The 16264-nt window shown below is 70.7% G+C and carries 15 protein-coding genes; 4 read left to right on the top strand and 11 right to left on the bottom strand.

What is annotated here, in order from left to right; all coding sequences use genetic code 11:
• Positions 1-117: 117 nt before the first annotated feature.
• On the bottom strand, positions 118-1056 hold the full coding sequence (locus ACFY0U_RS34630) for a diiron oxygenase (RefSeq protein ID WP_388642531.1): 939 nt from the start codon (positions 1054-1056) through the stop codon (positions 118-120).
• An 89-nt stretch (positions 1057-1145) separates the two neighbouring features.
• Here ACFY0U_RS34630 and ACFY0U_RS34625 point away from each other — a divergent pair, with 89 nt between their 5' ends.
• On the top strand, positions 1146-2252 hold the full coding sequence (locus ACFY0U_RS34625) for a ferritin-like domain-containing protein (protein WP_388642529.1): 1107 nt from the start codon (positions 1146-1148) through the stop codon (positions 2250-2252).
• A complete protein-coding gene (locus ACFY0U_RS34620; RefSeq protein ID WP_388642528.1) occupies positions 2249-3145 on the top strand; it encodes an ADP-ribosylglycohydrolase family protein in 897 nt (298 codons plus the stop codon). The genes ACFY0U_RS34625 and ACFY0U_RS34620 overlap by 4 nt, the downstream gene beginning before the upstream one ends.
• Here ACFY0U_RS34620 and ACFY0U_RS34615 read toward each other — a convergent pair.
• The 7 genes from ACFY0U_RS34615 to ACFY0U_RS34585 form a co-directional block, all read right to left on the bottom strand.
• A complete protein-coding gene (locus ACFY0U_RS34615) occupies positions 3142-3648 on the bottom strand; it encodes a DUF3291 domain-containing protein (protein ID WP_388642526.1) in 507 nt (168 codons plus the stop codon). The genes ACFY0U_RS34620 and ACFY0U_RS34615 overlap by 4 nt on opposite strands.
• Positions 3649-3692: 44 nt before the next feature.
• Positions 3693-5150, bottom strand: coding sequence for a penicillin-binding transpeptidase domain-containing protein (locus ACFY0U_RS34610; RefSeq protein ID WP_388642703.1), 1458 nt, complete (start codon positions 5148-5150; stop codon positions 3693-3695).
• A gap of 20 nt (positions 5151-5170) precedes the next feature.
• Positions 5171-6532 carry an FtsW/RodA/SpoVE family cell cycle protein gene (locus ACFY0U_RS34605; protein WP_388642524.1) on the bottom strand — a complete coding sequence of 454 codons (1362 nt, stop codon included), beginning with the start codon at positions 6530-6532 and terminating at the stop codon, positions 5171-5173.
• A 43-nt stretch (positions 6533-6575) separates the two neighbouring features.
• On the bottom strand, positions 6576-7052 hold the full coding sequence (locus tag ACFY0U_RS34600) for an SH3 domain-containing protein (RefSeq protein WP_388642523.1): 477 nt from the start codon (positions 7050-7052) through the stop codon (positions 6576-6578).
• A 158-nt stretch (positions 7053-7210) separates the two neighbouring features.
• Complete coding sequence (locus ACFY0U_RS34595) at positions 7211-8446, bottom strand: ATP-binding protein (RefSeq protein WP_388642522.1); 1236 nt, start codon at positions 8444-8446, stop codon at positions 7211-7213.
• Positions 8443-9132 carry a hypothetical protein gene (locus ACFY0U_RS34590; RefSeq protein ID WP_388642521.1) on the bottom strand — a complete coding sequence of 230 codons (690 nt, stop codon included), beginning with the start codon at positions 9130-9132 and terminating at the stop codon, positions 8443-8445. Before ACFY0U_RS34590 ends, ACFY0U_RS34595 begins: the two co-directional genes overlap by 4 nt.
• Positions 9133-9234: 102 nt before the next feature.
• Positions 9235-9741 (bottom strand): dual specificity protein phosphatase family protein, encoded by a 507-nt coding sequence (locus ACFY0U_RS34585; protein WP_388642519.1) that lies wholly within the window; start codon positions 9739-9741, stop codon positions 9235-9237.
• A gap of 100 nt (positions 9742-9841) precedes the next feature.
• Between ACFY0U_RS34585 and ACFY0U_RS34580 the strand changes: the two genes are divergently transcribed.
• Positions 9842-10648, top strand: coding sequence for a nuclease-related domain-containing protein (locus tag ACFY0U_RS34580; protein ID WP_388642518.1), 807 nt, complete (start codon positions 9842-9844; stop codon positions 10646-10648).
• A gap of 217 nt (positions 10649-10865) precedes the next feature.
• Here ACFY0U_RS34580 and ligD read toward each other — a convergent pair whose 3' ends face one another.
• Positions 10866-11747, bottom strand: a complete 882-nt coding sequence (gene ligD, locus ACFY0U_RS34575; protein WP_388642516.1) for a non-homologous end-joining DNA ligase — start codon at positions 11745-11747, stop codon at positions 10866-10868.
• Positions 11748-11809: 62 nt separating this feature from the next.
• Here ligD and ACFY0U_RS34570 point away from each other — a divergent pair, with 62 nt between their 5' ends.
• Positions 11810-12835: a Ku protein gene (locus tag ACFY0U_RS34570; protein WP_388642515.1), complete on the top strand. Its 1026-nt coding sequence runs from the start codon at positions 11810-11812 to the stop codon at positions 12833-12835.
• Positions 12836-12922: 87 nt separating this feature from the next.
• On the opposite strand, the gene ACFY0U_RS34565 is transcribed toward ACFY0U_RS34570, so the two are convergent.
• Both ACFY0U_RS34565 and ACFY0U_RS34560 read right to left on the bottom strand, forming a co-directional pair.
• Entirely contained in the window at positions 12923-14701 is a 1779-nt protein-coding gene (locus ACFY0U_RS34565; RefSeq protein ID WP_388642513.1) for a beta-ketoacyl-[acyl-carrier-protein] synthase family protein, read from the bottom strand.
• A gap of 144 nt (positions 14702-14845) precedes the next feature.
• Positions 14846-16156, bottom strand: a complete 1311-nt coding sequence (locus tag ACFY0U_RS34560) for an acyltransferase (protein ID WP_388642511.1) — start codon at positions 16154-16156, stop codon at positions 14846-14848.
• Positions 16157-16264: the final 108 nt, after the last annotated feature.

The following is a 16264-nucleotide window of genomic DNA, read 5'->3' as shown; positions in this document are numbered from 1 at the left end:
GTAGTCGGGCGTCTGGGGGTGCGTCGTGGCTGGTCGCGGAGGTACGTGCGCTGGACCCAGCTTCTTCGGGGGCGCGGGGAACTGCGCGACCAGCCCCCACCGGCCGTCAGCCGAAACTCAGGCCAGCAGCCCCGAAGACCTCCACAGCCGTCGCCCGACACCCCGCAGCACCCCGATGTCGTCCAGGAAGTCCGTCAGCTTCTTCGCACCCGTCTGCATGACCTCCCGCCGGTGGCCGCTCGCCTTCACCTGGGCCAGGGCCTCACGGTGGTCCAGGCCTACGTTCGTGTAGACCTCGGGGTTGACGAAGGCGACCGAGAACACCCGGGCGAACTCACCCGACGTGACCCGCGTGAACTCCTGGGACCACCGCGGCGCCGTCATCATCTGGCGGCGCAGTTCCTCACGGGCGTACCGCACATGCCGCGCCTCCTCCACCACGTGGATGCGGGTCACGCCCCGGATCAGGGGCTGGACCCGCTCGTCCGGGAACGTCAGCCGCTGCATCCAGTCGAGGACCTCCTCGCCGAGCAGCGTGGCCGTGAAGGAGCCGGGGGTGGTGGAGATGGTCTTGAAGAGGCGGCCCAGGTTCTGGTGGGCCCGGCTGACCGGGTACCAGGGGGTGCCGCCGTGCGAGATCAGGCGGGCGAACATCTTCGAGTGCCGGCACTCGTCCTCGATCTCGGTCAGCGCGTAGCGCACATGCGCGCTCGTCGCCGCCTTGTCGTAGATGTGCCGGACGAGCAGCTGCATGAGGATGATCTCGAACCAGATGCCCAGCGAGGCCAGCGCGGCGGCCTCGTGCTGGGAGAGCAGGATGCGCTGCTCCTCGCTCATCCGCTTCCACATCGGGGTGTCGTAGAGGGAGACCAGCTCCGGGGGCCAGAACCACTTGCCCTCCTCGAAGGGCGCCTCCCAGTCCAGTTCCTTGTCCGGGTCGAAGGAGTGCTTGGCGGAGGAGTCGAGGAGCCGCTGGGCCACCTGCTCCCGGTCCTTCAGCAGGCCGAGCGCATCGCGCAGCCCTGCGAGCGCGTCGGCGTCCGTCAGCGTCGTCATGCCCTTATGAGACTGCTTGTCAGCAAGCTCGTCAATCCCTCGCGCGCGACTTGTTGACCCCGCGTCTACCGCGTGTGAGCCTGCGGGACATGCCGACTTTCGACCTGTACGCCACAGATCCGGGAGATCCCCACTGGCAGGTGCCGGCGACCGGCGCGGCGCGTTTCAGCTGGGAGTACGACGACGGGCGGGACCGTCTGCTGGCCCTCTACCAGAAGGGCAAGGACAAGCAGTGGGACGGGCAGAGGCGCATCGACTGGGAGTTGGAGGTCGATCCGAACGACCCGCTGGGCACACCCGACGAGTCCATGTCCCTGTACGGCACCAAGCACTGGGCGAAGCTCACCGACAAGGACAAGGGTGAGCTGCGGCAGCACTACGCCTCCTGGCAGTTCAGCCAGTTCCTGCACGGTGAGCAGGGCGCGATGGTCTGCGCCGCGCGGATCGTCGAGTCCGTGCCCGACCTCGACGCCAAGCTCTACTCGGCGACCCAGGTGATGGACGAGGCCCGGCACGCCGAGATCTACGGCCGGTTCCTGCACGAGAAGATCGGGATGCTCTACCCGATCAACGACAACCTCCAGTCCCTGCTGGGCGACACCCTGCGGGACAGCCGCTGGGACATGCCCTATCTGGGGATGCAGGTCCTCATCGAGGGGCTCGCCCTCGCCGCCTTCGGCATGATCCGCGACACGACCGACAAGCCGCTGCCGAAACAGATCCTGGCGTACGTCATGCAGGACGAGGCAAGGCATGTGGCCTTCGGACGCATGGCGCTGCGCGACTACTACAAGCAGCTCAGCGACGCCGAACTCCGGGAACGGGAGGAGTTCGTCATCGAGGGCTGCTATCTGATGCGCGACCGCCTCCGCGGAGTCGAGGTCCTGGAGAACTTCGGCATCCCCACCGCCGAGGCCGAGGAGTACAGCGAGCAGTCCGAATTCCTCGCCCTGTTCCGGCAGTTGCTGTTCTCGCGCATCGTGCCCTGCGTCAAGGACATCGGACTGTGGGGCAAGCGGCTCCAGCAGGCCTACGTCGACATGGGGGTCTTCGAGATGGGGGACTCCAACCTCGATCTGCTGATGGCCCAGGACGAGGAGATCGCCGAGAAACTGGATGCGGAACGGTTCGCGGCGGAGGAGCATGAACGGGTCGCGGAGGTGCGGCAGTCGATCGACCTGGGAGCCAGTGAGTGAGTGCCGTTCCGGACCGTGCCGCCGCACGCCGCAGCCTCGAAGGCCTCGCCCTCGGCGACGCCTTCGGCGAGCGGTGGTTCCCGCTCTTCCGCGAGCCCCGGCAGGCGTACAACGAGGTCCGTGACCGTCGTATGCCCCAGGAGCCCGAGTGGCACTGGACCGACGACACGGCCATGGCGCTCGGGATCTTCCGGGTGCTCGACGAGTTCGGTGAGATACGTCAGACCGAGCTGGCCCAGGCGTTCGCGCTCGGCTACGACGTCGATCCCGCCCGTGGGTACGGCCACGGCATGCACCAGTTGCTGCCCCGGCTGCTCCACGAGCCCGGCCGCTGGCCCGAGTTCGCCCGGGAGCTGTTCGGCGGCGAGGGCAGCCTCGGCAACGGGGCGGCGATGCGGGTGGCGCCGCTGGGCGCGTGGTTCCACACCGATGTGTCCCGGGTCGTCGAGCAGGCCACCCTGTCGGCCGAGGTCACACACGCCCACCCGGAGGGGGTGGCGGGCGCGGTCGCCGTGGCGGTGGCCGCGGCGCTCTCCGCCGGGCACGAACTGACGCTGGACGCGGTGGCGGCGCTGACGCCCCGCAGCGCGGTGCAGGGGGGCCTCGTCCGGGCCGCGGAGGTCCCCTTCTCCACCGAACCGTGGAAGGCCTCCGACCTCCTCGGCAACGGACAGCGCATCCGCGCCGACGACACCGTCCCCTTCGCCCTCTGGTCCGCCGCCCGCCACCCCGACGACCTCGTCTCCGCCCTGTGGACCACCGCCGAGGGCTTCGGTGACGTCGACACCACCTGCGCCATCACGGGCGGCGTCGTCGCCGCCCGCACGGGCGTGGAGGGCGTGCCGGAGGGGTGGCTGCGGCGTCGGGAGGCGGTACCCGGCGGGGCCGGCTAGACCCCGCAGCCCAGGTCCTCCGGCACCGCGAAGGACACCGGCTCCGCGCCCTGGGCCGGGAACGACGTGCGCAGGGTGAAGGCGTACGGAGTCGGGCCGTTCGCCCGCAGATGCAGGAGGCGGGACTCGGCCTCCGCGACCGTCGGGCGATGGCCGGCCGGGACCCACCACAGGGCCGTCATCGCCTCCGCGACCTTCTCGAACCACTCACGGCGGCGGGCCAGCATCTCGCGGTGCTGCCCCTGGTACATGAAGGCCGTCAGGGCGTTCGGATCGCGCCACACCGTCAGGTTGATGATCAGCCAGTCGTCCCCGAACACCTTGATGTCGGTCGCGTCGCCCCCCTCGGACTGGAGCCGCCAGACATACCCGTCGGCCACCTCCGCGGAGGCGTTGACCGGGTCGAGCGCGTCGACGAAATCCTTCAACTCGGGTGAGTCCAGCGGGAACTTGAGGCGGGAGATATTGACCTGGGCGAGTTCGTACGCGACGGCTGAAGTCATGTACCGAACGGTAGGTCGGGGCGCCACTCATCGGTACCCCCGTCTCAGGAACTGAGCACCGCCTCCATCACCGCCCGGGCGATCGGCGCCGCGTCCCCGCCCCCGCTGATCTCCCCCCGGTCCGCCTCCGCGTCCTCCACCACCACGGCGACCGCGACCTTCGGTTCCATGGCGCGCTCGCCCTGCGCCCAGGAGATGAACCAGGCGTACGGCGTCCCGGAGTTGCCGACCCCGTGCTGCGCGGTGCCGGTCTTGCCGCCGACGGTCGCGCCGGGGATCGCGGCGTTGGTGCCGGTGCCCTCCCGCACCACGTCCTCCATCAGCTCCTTCAGACGTGCGGCGGTCGACGGATACATCGCCTGGCGTACCGTCCGCGCGCCGGACGTCCCCACGGTGGCGCCGCCCGAGCGGGTCGTACGCTCCACCAGATACGGCGGCCGCACCTGCCCCCCGTTCGCGACGGCCGCCGACACCATCGCCATCTGCAACGGCGTGGCCCGTGTGTTGTACTGCCCGATCGACGACAGCGCGAGCTGCGCCTTGTCGACGGAGACGTCGAAGGTGCTCTCGGCGACGGAGAACGGGATGCCGAGCCCCTGGTCGTTGAAGCCGAACCCGGCCGCCGTGGCCGCCATGTCCGTCACCCCGACCCGCACCCCCAGCTTGGCGAACACCGTGTTGCACGACCACACGAAGGCCGCGTGCACCGAGGCGTCCTCGCAGCCCGTCGCCTCGTTCACCAGCGAGGTCGAGGTGCCCGGCAGCCGGTACGGGTCCGGTGAGTTCGTCGGCTTCTCCACGTCCGTCACCACGCCCGCGTCCAGCGCGGCCGCCGCGGTGACCACCTTGAAGGTCGAACCCGGCGGATAGGTCTGCCGGATCGCCCGGTTGAGCATCGGCTTGTCCGGGTCCTCGTTCAGCCCCGCCCAGGACCGCTCCACCGCCGTGTCGTTCCCGGACAGCACCCCGGGGTCGTACGACGGACTCGACACCAGTGCCAGAATCCGGCCGCTCGACGGCTCGACGGCCGCCACCGCGCCCTTCCGTCCGGCGAGCCCCGCGTAAGCGGCCTCCTGGGCGGCCCCGTTGATGGTGGTGACCACGTTCCCGCCGGGGCTCTGGGCCCGGGTGAAGTCGTTCCACAGCGGGAACGCCGAGAGCATCGGGTCGGTCCCGGACAGGATGCCGTCCTCGGAGTGCTCCAGGAACGTCGTGCCGTAGATCTGCGAGGCGAACCCGGTGACGGGCGCGTACAACGGGCCCTTGGGATACGTCCGTTCGAAGCGCAGCCGCCCGTCGGTGTCCTGGGAGCCGGTGACCGGCTCCCCGCCGACCAGGATGTCGCCGCGCGGCTGGCTGTAACGGGCGATGGAGGAGCGGCGGTTGGCGGGATTGTCGTCGTAGGACCGGGCCTCGAAGACCTGGACGCGGGTGGCGTTGACGAGCAGCGCCCCGAGCAGCAGGGCGCAGAAGCAGGCGGCGTGGCGGATGTAGCGGGTCATGTGCCGGGTCCTGTCCTGGGTCACGGGGCGACCTCCCCGTCGTACTGACTGCGGGCCGAGTCGCTCACCCGGATCAGCAGCGCCACGATCGCCCAGTTGGTGACGACCGACGAGCCGCCCTGCGCCAGGAACGGCATCGCCATCCCGGTCAGCGGGATCAGCCCGGTCACCCCGCCCGCGATGACGAACACCTGCAACGCCACGATCGAGGCGAGCCCGACGGCCAGCAGCCGTCCGAAGGGATCGCGCAAGGACAGCCCGGCCCGGATCCCGCGCTCCACCAGCAGGGCGTAGAGCAGGAAGATCGCCGACAGTCCGGCGAGCCCCAGCTCCTCGCCCGCCGTCGCCAGGATGAAGTCCGACTTCGCCGCGAACCCGATGAGGATCGAGTGCCCGAGCCCCAGCCCGGTGCCGAGCATGCCGCCGGCGGCGAAGGCGAACAGGGACTGCGCGAGCTGGTTCGGCCCCTGCCCGGCCTCGATCGAGGCGAACGGATGCAGCCAGTCCTCCACCCGGCTGTGCACATGCGGCTCCAGCCAGCCGACCGCGACCGCGCCGAGGGAGGCCAGCAACAGGCCCACGGCGATCCAGCCGGTGCGCCCGGTGGCGACGTAGAGCAGGATCACGAACAGTCCGAAGAACAGCAGTGACGTCCCGAGGTCCCGTTCCAGCACCAGCACGCAGACACTCAGCAGCCAGATCGCCACGATCGGCCCGAGCACCCGTCCCGTCGGCAACTGGAGCCGCCACACCCGGCGGCCCGTGTACGCGAGGGCGTTGCGGTTGGCGGCGAGATAGGCCGCGAAGAAGACCGCCAGCAGCACCTTCGCGAACTCGCCCGGCTGGATGGAGAATCCGGCGATCCGGATCCAGATCCGGGCGCCGTTCACGGAGGGGAAGAAGATCGGCAGGGTGAGCAGCACCAGGGCGGCGGCGACACAGACGTAGGCGTATCGCTGGAGCACGCGGTAGTCGCGCAGCAGCAGCACGGTCACGATGAACAGGGCGACGCCGACCGTGGACCACACGAGTTGGGTGGGGGCCGCCCGGTCGCCGGGCGTCTCCAGGTCGAGCCGGTAGATGAGGACCAGGCCGAGCCCGTTGAGCAGGACGCCGATGGGCAGGAGCAGCGGATCGGCGTACGGCGCCCGGAAGCGCACCACGAGATGCGCGACCAGCGCGAGCACGCCGAGCCCGGCGCCGTAACCGGCGGCGCCGGGCGGGACGGTGCCGTGGGTGGCGAGGCCGACGTCGCAGTAGCCGTACACGGAGAGCAGTACGGCGACGACGATGAGGGAGAGTTCGATGCCACGGCGCCGGGGCAGGCGTACAGCGGGAGCGGGGGGATCCGCTTGAGCCACGGTGGTTCCGGCCTTGGTCATGTCCGGAACTTACCCAAATGGTGCAGGTTGTCTTCCTAGCCCATCAGCACCAGCGTGGCGCGGGCCCGATGTTGTCGATGTACCGGGCGGCGCCCCAGGCCCAGGTGCCGTCCGTGAGGAGGTACCAGAGGTGGTTGCCGTCGATGTTCTGGCCACCGGTCTTGCAGAAGATCGACACGATCTCGCCCTGGTAGGCGTAGCGGATGACCTGGGAGCCGGTCGTCGGCTTGCTCCGCAACCGCAGCGTGCTGGCCGTGACGACGCCCTTGTAGAGACGCTGGTTGCTCTGCTGGTGCTGACCCCAGTCACCGCGGGAGTCACTCTGCGCGTCACCTTCGGAGTCGCCCCAGTCACCGCGGGAGTCGCTCTGGGAGTCGTTCTGAGAGTCGTTCTGGGAGTTGCTCTGCGAGTCGCTTTGGGGGCCACCCCAGTCGTCGTCCGCGACAGCGGGCGTGGCGACGGCCGCGGCGAGGAGGGCGCCGGTGGCGACGGTTATGGAGAGGCGGGAGCGCAGGGACATGGGGGAGACCTCCACGTATGGGGCGAAGCTGACTATTCGCCACATTAGGAGTGCTCGCAGACGGACGCGCGCCACGATGGGCCATAGGAGCGCACAGCGCTCCTTCAAGGGGCGCGGGGAACTGCGCGACCAGCCACCCACGACCGCAGGGCCGCGAACTACCGCAGCACCAACGTCGCAACCGCCCCACCACCGGCCGCATTCGAAAACGAAAGCCGCGCCCCCAACACCTCCGCCTGCCCGAGCGCAATGGTCAACCCCAGCCCATGCCCCTTGGAGCCCCCCTCCGTACGGAACCGCTGCGGCCCATGCTCGACCAGATACTCCGGAAACCCGTCCCCGTGATCCCGCACGGACACCACGGGCCCCTCCACGGTCAGAACCACGGGCCCGCGCCCATGCCGATGCGCATTCGCCACGAGATTCCCCAGCACCCGCTCCAGCCGCCGCCGATCCGTCTCCACCGAGACATCCCGTACGACGACGACCTCGGTGTCCGTCCCCGACGCCCGCACCACCCGCTCGGCCAACGCCCCCAACGGCTCGGTGTCCAGCTCCACCCGCTCCCGCCCGGTGTCCAGCCGCGAGATCTCCAGCAGATCCTCCGTCAGCGTCCGCAGCGCCCCCACCCGATCCCGCACCAACTCCGTCGGCCGCCCCGGAGGCAACAGCTCCGCCGCCGCGTGCAACCCGGTCAACGGCGTGCGCAGCTCATGCGCCACGTCCGCCGTGAACCGCTGCTCGCTCAGCAGCTTTCCCTGGAGCGAGGCCGCCATGGAGTCCAGCGCGGAAGCAACGGCAGCCACCTCGTCGGGAGCCCGGGTCGGATCCTTCGTCCGGGGATCGTCGACCCGCGCGTCCAGATCGCCCGCGCTGATCCGCCGGGCCACCTGGGCCGTGGCGTGCAGCCGACGCGTCACCCGGGTCACCGCGAACGCGCCCACCAGCAGCGTCGCCCCGATCGCCAGCGCCGAGGACCACAGGATCGACCGGTCGAGGGCGGCGATGGTGTGGGCCTGCTGGCGGTAGTCGACACGGACCGCGAGGGCCCGGTTCCCGTCGGCGGGGCCGGCCGCCCACATCGTGGGATCCCCGTCCCGGGAGGCGACCATCGTGCCGCGGTCGCCCGCCACGGCCAGGTCCCGCAGAGAGTCCGGCAGCTCCGGCGGATCGACACTCGCGAACGGCCCGAGGGTGTCCCCGGCCTCGTACGCCGAGGTCGCGTCCTCGAGCCGTTGGAGCGCGAGGTCGCGGGCCTGGCCGACGGTCTGGTTGGTCACCGAGACATGCACGAGGACGCCGAGCAGCGCGGCCAGCGCACAGCACATCACCGTGATGAAGAGGGCGGCCTTCACGGCGAGGGTGCCGGCCCACCGGGGGAGCGCGAGCCTCACCGCGCGCTCGCCGACGGGGACGGGCTCTTGCCGATGTGCAGCATCTCGTCGTGGGTCAGCAGCATGACGTGCTGCTGCGGATCCCAGGTCCACTGGAAGCGGTACTCGTAGTCCGCGAGGTCGGACGGCGCGTGGATGATCACCGAGCGCCCGGCCAGCTCGACCCCGCTCACGGCGTCCTCGTTGGCCATGACCTGGACCAGCCGGCCGCCCTCGACGGTGTAGACGCGCACCGCCGTCTGGTGGCCCGGCAGCAGCCGGAAGCCCAGCGTCAGGTCGTCGCGCCCGTCGCCGGTGAGGTCGCGGTAGTACGCCTTGAGCAGCGGGCACCGGCTGTCGGCCGGCTTCCTCCCGCAGTACGGCATGCGGCGGGCCGTCTCGTGGTACGGCGCCTTCGCACCGGAGTACTCGTCGGGATGCTGGGCGATCTCCGCCTTCACGACGGCCACCGGATCCACCTTGTGGACGTCGTCGCCCGGCGCGGTGATGCCCTTCATGGCCTCGGACTCGCCGTCGTCGTAGTTCCAGGCGGGACTGGTGGCGGGGGTCAGATTCGGCCACAGCCGGGCCGGGCTGGTCGCGGTCGAGGTGGGGCCCGCGCCGTGCAGCCCGCCCGCGTCACCGCAGCCCGCGACGGTGGCCAGCACCAGGGCGGCGGTGACGAGGGGACGGACGGGGCGTGGCACTGTGCTCCAGAGGCGGACGGGAACGGACGAGGACGATGACCGGCCCGTACACCTTATTCGTACGGAAGTCCTTTTTGCGCACCTGATGGGCGTGACGTGGGCCTACTCTGCCAGCTCCTCCAGCAGCCGTGCGGTCGGCAGACCCGCCCGCAGATAGTCGACGAACAGGTCGTTGTGCAGCGCCCACGGCGAACGGCGGGACCGGATCGTCCGGATCGCCTCCTCCGCGGAGCGCCCGCTCCGGATCAGTGTGTGCGCGATGACCAGTCCCGAGCGGTTGTAGCCGTGGTAACAGCGGACGAGGACCTTGCGGCCCTCGTCCAGTGCGTCGCTCGCGGCCTGCGCGAGACGTATCACGCCCGCGAGCTGGGTTCCGTCCAGTGGCCCGTCGGGAATCGGCCAGACATGGTGTTCCACTCCCGGGTCGGGCCCGTGCCCCGGCAGCCTCAGCAGAGTCTGGACGAGATCGAACTCGTCCCGTACGACGGCGAATTCCAGTTGCCCCGAGTGGCCCCTGAACTCGTGCCCGCCCATCCACAGGCCGGGCACTATCTCATTCCATGGACTGTCCGGGGCCGGTACGTCGGGCTGCTTCCTGCGGGTACGCAATAACGCCTCCCCAACTCCCCCACCCAACTACTCCCAAAGGTAACCGCCTTCTTGCCCCTGGAGCACCCCGCCTGTTCCCATGGTCAAGGGGTGATGGTGCATGAGCGGACTGCGCGTCATACCGACCTGGCGGCACGGCCAGGAGCGGCTCTACGTGTGCCTGACGGACGGGCGGAACGTCGCCTGGTACGACCGTGAGGCGGCCCGGGTGAACCTGTTGAGCGAGGAGCGCAGGGACGACGTACTCGAAGTCCTCGGACCCTTCCTGACCGGCCCGGTGGCGGTGGGCCCGCCCCCGGTGCCGACACCGGCGGAGCTCGCCCGGCTCACCCTCCACCCGGACGACGACCTGGCGCCCAACCGCCCCGGCGAGGCCCTCCAGATCGCCCTCGACCGCGACCCCGGACCATCGCACCGGCTGCGCCCGGACCCGCGTCGCAGGGCCCTGCTGGCCGAGCAGGCGGTGGGGGAGGCGCTGGACCGGCTGGACGGGGCGGGCTGGCACGTCCTGCACTCGGTCCCGTTCCCCGGCGGTGACCGCGTCCACCATCTGGCGATCGGCCCGGGCGGGCTCTTCGCGATCCACACGCTGTACGCCCGCAAGCAACGGGTGACGGTCGCCGACCCCATGGTCACCCTGGGCCGCCGTGAACCCCATCCGCTGCTGCGCCGCGTCCGCGCCGACGCCGACCGCGCCTCCTACGCCCTGACCGCCGAGGTCCACCCCGTCCTCGCCCTCGTCGGCCCGACGGACGTCCGGATCACGGCCCCGCTGCGGGAGGTCCGGGTCATCGCGGACACGGAGGTGGAGAGCCTGGCCCGGCTCGGCGGGATGCTCAAGCCGGCGGACGTGGAGGCGTTGCACGCGATGGCGCGCGATCGGCACACGTGGGCGTCCGGTGGTTGAGCGGTTGGGCGGTTGGGCGGTTGGGCGGTTGGGCGGTTGGGCGGTGAGGGGCGGCCGGGGTGCTTTGGCGCTGGGCAGGCCGGATGAAGACGGTGTGATGGCGCCGGCCGGCGGGCCTGCGAGGAGGCGTGGAACCGTGCCGGCAAGGTGCCGCCGCGGGGCGGTCCGCCGGGTGCGGGCGGCTTGTCGTATGCCTGTCGTCCCGTCGGATCCGTGGTTAGGGGAGTGGCGCGGCGTCGGCGCTGTCGAAGAGCGGGGCGAGCAGGTCGCCGTGGTCCTGGAGGCGGGGTGCGATGTCCGTGGCGAGGAAGGTGAGGTGGCCGGGTGAGCGGCACTCCTCGACCTCGTCCCAGGTGACGGGAGCGGAGACGGTGGGCTCCTGGCGGGCCCGCAGCGTGTAGGGCGTGGCGGTCGTCTTGCGGGCCGCGTTCTGGCTCCAGTCGACGAAGACCTTTCCGGGGCGCAGGCTCCTGGTCATCCGGTGCACGGCGAGGCGGGGGAGGGCGCGCTCGGCGGCGACGGCGAGCTCCTTGGCGTACTCCGTCACCCGTTCGGAGGGCGTGGGGCGCACGGCGGCCAGCAGATGCAGCCCCTTGGACCCGGACGTCTTCGCGTACGCCACGATCCCGTCCTCGGCGAGCCGCTCCCGCAGCCAGAGCGCGACCTCGCAGCAGTCGACGACGGTGGCGGGAGAGCCGGGGTCGAGATCGAAGACGATCCGGTCGGCGACGTTGGGCCGCTGGATCACCCACTGGTGCGTATGGAACTCCGTGACGAGGTTCGCGGCCCACATCAGGCTCGCCAGATCCTGCACCAGCACCATCCGCGCCGGCCCCTCCGACCTGGGCACCTCGGCGGTGGTGACCCAGTCGGGCGTACCCGGCGGCACGTTCTTGGCGAAGAACACCTGACCGTCGGGGCCGTCCGGATAGCGCAGGAAGGACAGCGGCCGGTCGCGCAGATGGGGGAGCAGGGCTTCGGCGGTGGTCGCGTAGTAGTGCAGCATCTCGCCCTTGGTGAACCCGGTCGCGGGATACAGCACCTTGTCCAGATTGCTGAGCGCGAGCCGGTGCCCGTCCACCTCGGTGATCGGCGTCATACGATGAGAATTGCATGCAAAAGGGCGGATAGGGGTTTTTACCGTACGGAAAGGTCCTGATCGTGCGATCCATATGGAACGGCGCCATCTCGTTCGGCCTGGTCAGCATCCCGATCAAGCTGGTCAACGCCACCGAGAGCCACTCGATCTCCTTCCGCCAGATCCATCTGGAGGACGGCGGCCGCATCCGCTACCGCAAGGTCTGCGAGCTGGAGGAGAAGGAGGTCGGCTCGGCCGAGATCGGCAAGGGCTACGAGGACGCCGACGGCACGATCATCCCGATCACCGACGAGGACCTCGCCCACCTCCCGCTCCCCACGGCCAAGACGATCGAGATCGTCGCCTTCGTGCCGGCCGACCGGATCGATCCGCTCCAGATGGACGCGGCGTACTACCTCGCGGCGGGCGGCGCCCCGGCGGCGAAGCCGTACACACTGCTGCGGGAGGCCCTGAAGCGCAGCAACAAGGTCGCCATCGCCAAGTACGCGCTGCGGGGCCGCGAGCGCCTGGGCATGCTGCGGGTGGTGGAGGACGCGATCGCCATGCACGGGCTGCTGTGGCCGGACGAGGTCCGGGCCCCGCAGGGCGTCGCACCTGACACCAAGGTCACGGTGAACGACAAGGAGTTGGACCTCGCCGACGCGCTGATGGACACCCTGGGCGAGATCGACCTGGACGACCTCCACGACGAGTACCGCGAGGCTCTGGAGGAGGTCGTCGCCGCGAAGGCCGCCGGCGAGACCGTGCCCGAGGCTCCGGAACCCGCGAAGGGCGGCAAGGTCCTCGACCTCATGGCCGCCCTGGAGAAGAGCGTCCGCGACGCGAAGGAGTCCCGGGGCGAGGAGCCCGCGGAGGTCCGCCGCCTGCCCCAGCGCAAGTCGGCACGGGCGACACCGAAGCAGGCGGGGGGCAAGAAGTCGACGGCGACTGCGGCTGGGAAGAAGACGGCGGCTTCCGCGAAGAAGACGGCGACGACGAAGAAGACAGCGTCGAAGTCCACGGCGTCCAAGTCCACGGCATCGAAGTCCACGGCTTCGGCGAAGAAGACAGCGGCGAAGAAGACAACCGCGCGCAAGCGCTCGGCCTGAGACGATCCCGGGGTCTCTTCTCGCCGCACGCCGGGTTCCTCACCGCGACGGTGCTCAACCACAACGCCGCTGCCCGGCGGTGCCGAACTACCCGAGTCCGAGCCGCCGCAAGGCCAGTACCGCGTTGTGCCCTCCGAACCCGAAGGAGTTGCTGAGCGCGAGGTCGCCGTCGGTCGGCAAGTCGCGCGGAGCGCCGCGTACCACATCCAGCCCGACCGCGTCGTCGACCTCCCCGCACCCCACGGTCGGCGGCACCACCCCGTGATGCAACGTCAGCACGGCGGCAACCGCCTCGACCCCGCCCGCGGCCCCCTGGAGATGCCCGAGGTGCCCCTTCAACGCGGTCACCGGCACCGACCGCAGCCCCAGCACGGCCCGCAGGGCACCCGCCTCGGCGAGATCCCCCTCCACGGTCGCCGTCGCATGCGCGTTCACATGGACGACGTCCACCACGTACCCACCCGCGTCCCGCACCGCCCGCCGCACGGCGAGCGCGACCCCGCTCCCGGACGGATCGGGCGCGGCCATGTGATGCGCGTCGGCGGAGAGCCCCCACCCGGCGGCCTCGCAGTAGATCCGCGCACCCCGGGCCCGGGCATGCTCCTCGGCCTCGAGGACGAGCACCCCCGCCCCCTCGCCGTTGACGAACCCGTCCCGGTCCTTGGCGAACGGCTTTGAGGGCGACCCCTGCGCCAACCCCGCCTGGGACAGCGCCCGCATGGAGGCGAACGAGGCCATGATCGCCGGCGTGACGACGGCCTCCGCGCCACCCGCGAGAGCGAGGTCGACCCGGCCGTACCGTATGCGGTCGATGGCCTGCCCGATCGCCTCGGTCCCGGAGGCGCACGCGCTGGTGACGGTCCGTGCCTCGCCGGTGATGTGCAGATCGAGCGAGACCTGGGAGGCGGCCTGCGAGGGCACGGTCATGGGCGTGGTGAGCGGCGAGACCCCGCGAGGCCCCTTGTCCCGCAGCTTCCGGTCCCCGCCCACGAGCACGGACGCGTCCCCGAGAATCGCGCCGAGACTGACCCCCACCCGCGCCGGATCGAGCCCGCTCTCGACCGTCCCGCCGTCCACGAACCCGGCGTCCCCCCAAGCCTCCCGGGCGGCCAGCACGGCGAACTGGGCGGCACGGTTCATCCGCCGAGCGGCCGCGCGGGGCAGCAGCGTGACGGGATCCACGGGCACGGTCCCGGCCACCCGCACCGGCAGCTCACGGAACTCCTCGTCGTCCAACTCCCGTATCCCGTGCCGCCCGTCGAGCAGCCCCCGCCACAGCTCGTCGACCCCGACACCGAGCGGAGTGACGGCCCCGAGCCCGGTGACGACGACCCGCCGGGGTCCAACGGCGGCGGCCTCACGCGCGGGCCGCGGGTGATGTCGTACGACCATCCCCTCCCGATCCGCGTCGGCGGCCCACCGCCGCACATCACGGTCGGACACGGGCGCGTCGGCGCAGTGGTCGAGGTCCCGGTGCCAGACCCCCCACCGGCGTACGAAGGTCACCTCGACGGCGGCCGGATCGACGGCCCGCAGGGATCCGACCCGGTCCCCGTCCCGGAACTCGACGTCGTCGAGAGGGGGCGAGGAGAGGTGGGGCACACCGGCGACATCCATCCGCCGACAGGCGACGGTCACCGGCCGCTCCCGCCCGAGCACCTCGTCGCGGTCCACACCGCCCAACGGCGGCCGCAACGTCAGCCGGATCGTCTCCGGCGACTCGGGCAGCGTGTGGGTGACGACGTACCACCGCGGCCCCTCGACATCCTCCGGCGCCAGGGCGACGAGATCACCCGGGATGACCTCGGCGGCGCTAACAGGGTGGGGATTTATCGGTACTTGGGAATTCTCGGACGATTTGGACATATCCGCACATGCTTCCTGTGGTCCGAACTGCCTTGCGGCAGACCGTCCCGAGTGAACTGGACGCAAGCCGGAAAGGCCATTGTTGAAAGGAAAACATGCCCGGCTTCTTGCGATCCGCAAACGGACCGCAGAACGAACCAGCCGTCAACTCGCGTCAGCATCCGCCGAGTTACCCGAGCCGATGGCGGATGATCTGTGTGGAAGGTCACGGTCGCACACAGCTCGATCATCGCCCGCCATCACCAGCGCGGTACCCACCGCCAGCCCGAGCGCCGGCAGCACCGGAAACCGCCCGTCGGGAGCGAAGCCGTGCACGGCGAAGCGAGCGAGAGACGGGACGGCGATCCCGATCCCGACCCAGAGCGTCCAGGAGCGCCTCTGCACCGGGAGCCGGACCCGCTCATGAATCCCCGCCAACGGCCGTACCCCCGCCACCACTCCGGCCATCACGACCCCGAGCACCACCAGCCACGGCACCCGCAGCCCCCACCAGCCGAGCGATCCGAGCGCGGGCTGCGGCGCGAGCCCGGTGAGATAGAAGCAGGCGGCCACGACGAGCACGGGCAGCATGTGCCACAGATAGAGCGTCATGCTGGCACCCCCGACACCCCGGACCACCCGCCACACCCGCTCCCGCGCAAGCACCCTCCTGAGCGGCGGCGCGAGCAGCAGACACCCGCCCACCTGGGCCACCACCCAGGCGAGCATGGCGAGCGAGGGCGGATCGGTGTTGCTGGGATCCTGCCCGGTGACCCGGATGAGACTGACGGGATAAGGCCCGAGGACGACGAGCCCGGCGAAGGCCACCCCACCACAGCCCGCGAGCGCGAGCCCTTTCCCTCGCAGCAGACCGTCCCGCCAGCAGAAGCCGAGCTGATAGGCGACACCCCACACGAGGACGTAGCCGAGGATCCCTCCGTACGGCACGAACGCCGCCACCGCGGCGACCGCCCCCATCCCGACCGGCACAAGCAGCCCCCACCGCACATGCGCCGCATACAGCAACGGCGTGAGCGCCCCGAGCACCACATACACCGGCAGAAACCAGAACTGCATCGCCATGGCCCACCCGACGAGCTCCAGCGTGCCGGAATCCACCCCGACGCCCTGACACACCCCTACGGCGACCAGCACCAGCCCGCTGTAGACCCCGGCGGGCACCAGCAACCGCAGAACCCGCCGCCGCACCCACCCCGAGCCCCCACCCCTCGCGGCCCCCCAGGACCCACCCGCCGCATACCCTCCCGCCAAAAAGAACACCGGCATGACCTGAAACCCGAGCGTCAGCCACTGCGTCCACGCAATCTCAGCGAGCAACTCCGGCGCCCGAATCGCCCCATCGGGCTCCCGCACGAGCGCGGTGATGAGCCAGTGCCCGACAACGACCGACACGATCGCCCACGCCCGCAGCAAGTCGACGTACCGATCTCTCCCCATGCCCGCCGATGCTGCCACCAACTACTTCCCCCAGCCCCCGACTTGCCGAAGTCCCCCGACAAGCGAAGACCGCGACCGCCCTTCAAGTAGCCGACCACCTCTTGGACTCGAGCCCCACCATGCCCC

Source organism: Streptomyces sp. NPDC001536, from assembly GCF_042894505.1.
In the GTDB taxonomy this organism is placed as follows: domain Bacteria; phylum Actinomycetota; class Actinomycetes; order Streptomycetales; family Streptomycetaceae; genus Streptomyces.
The sequence above is the reverse complement of the archived record's forward strand: the minus strand, read 5'-3'. Positions and strand labels throughout refer to the sequence as shown.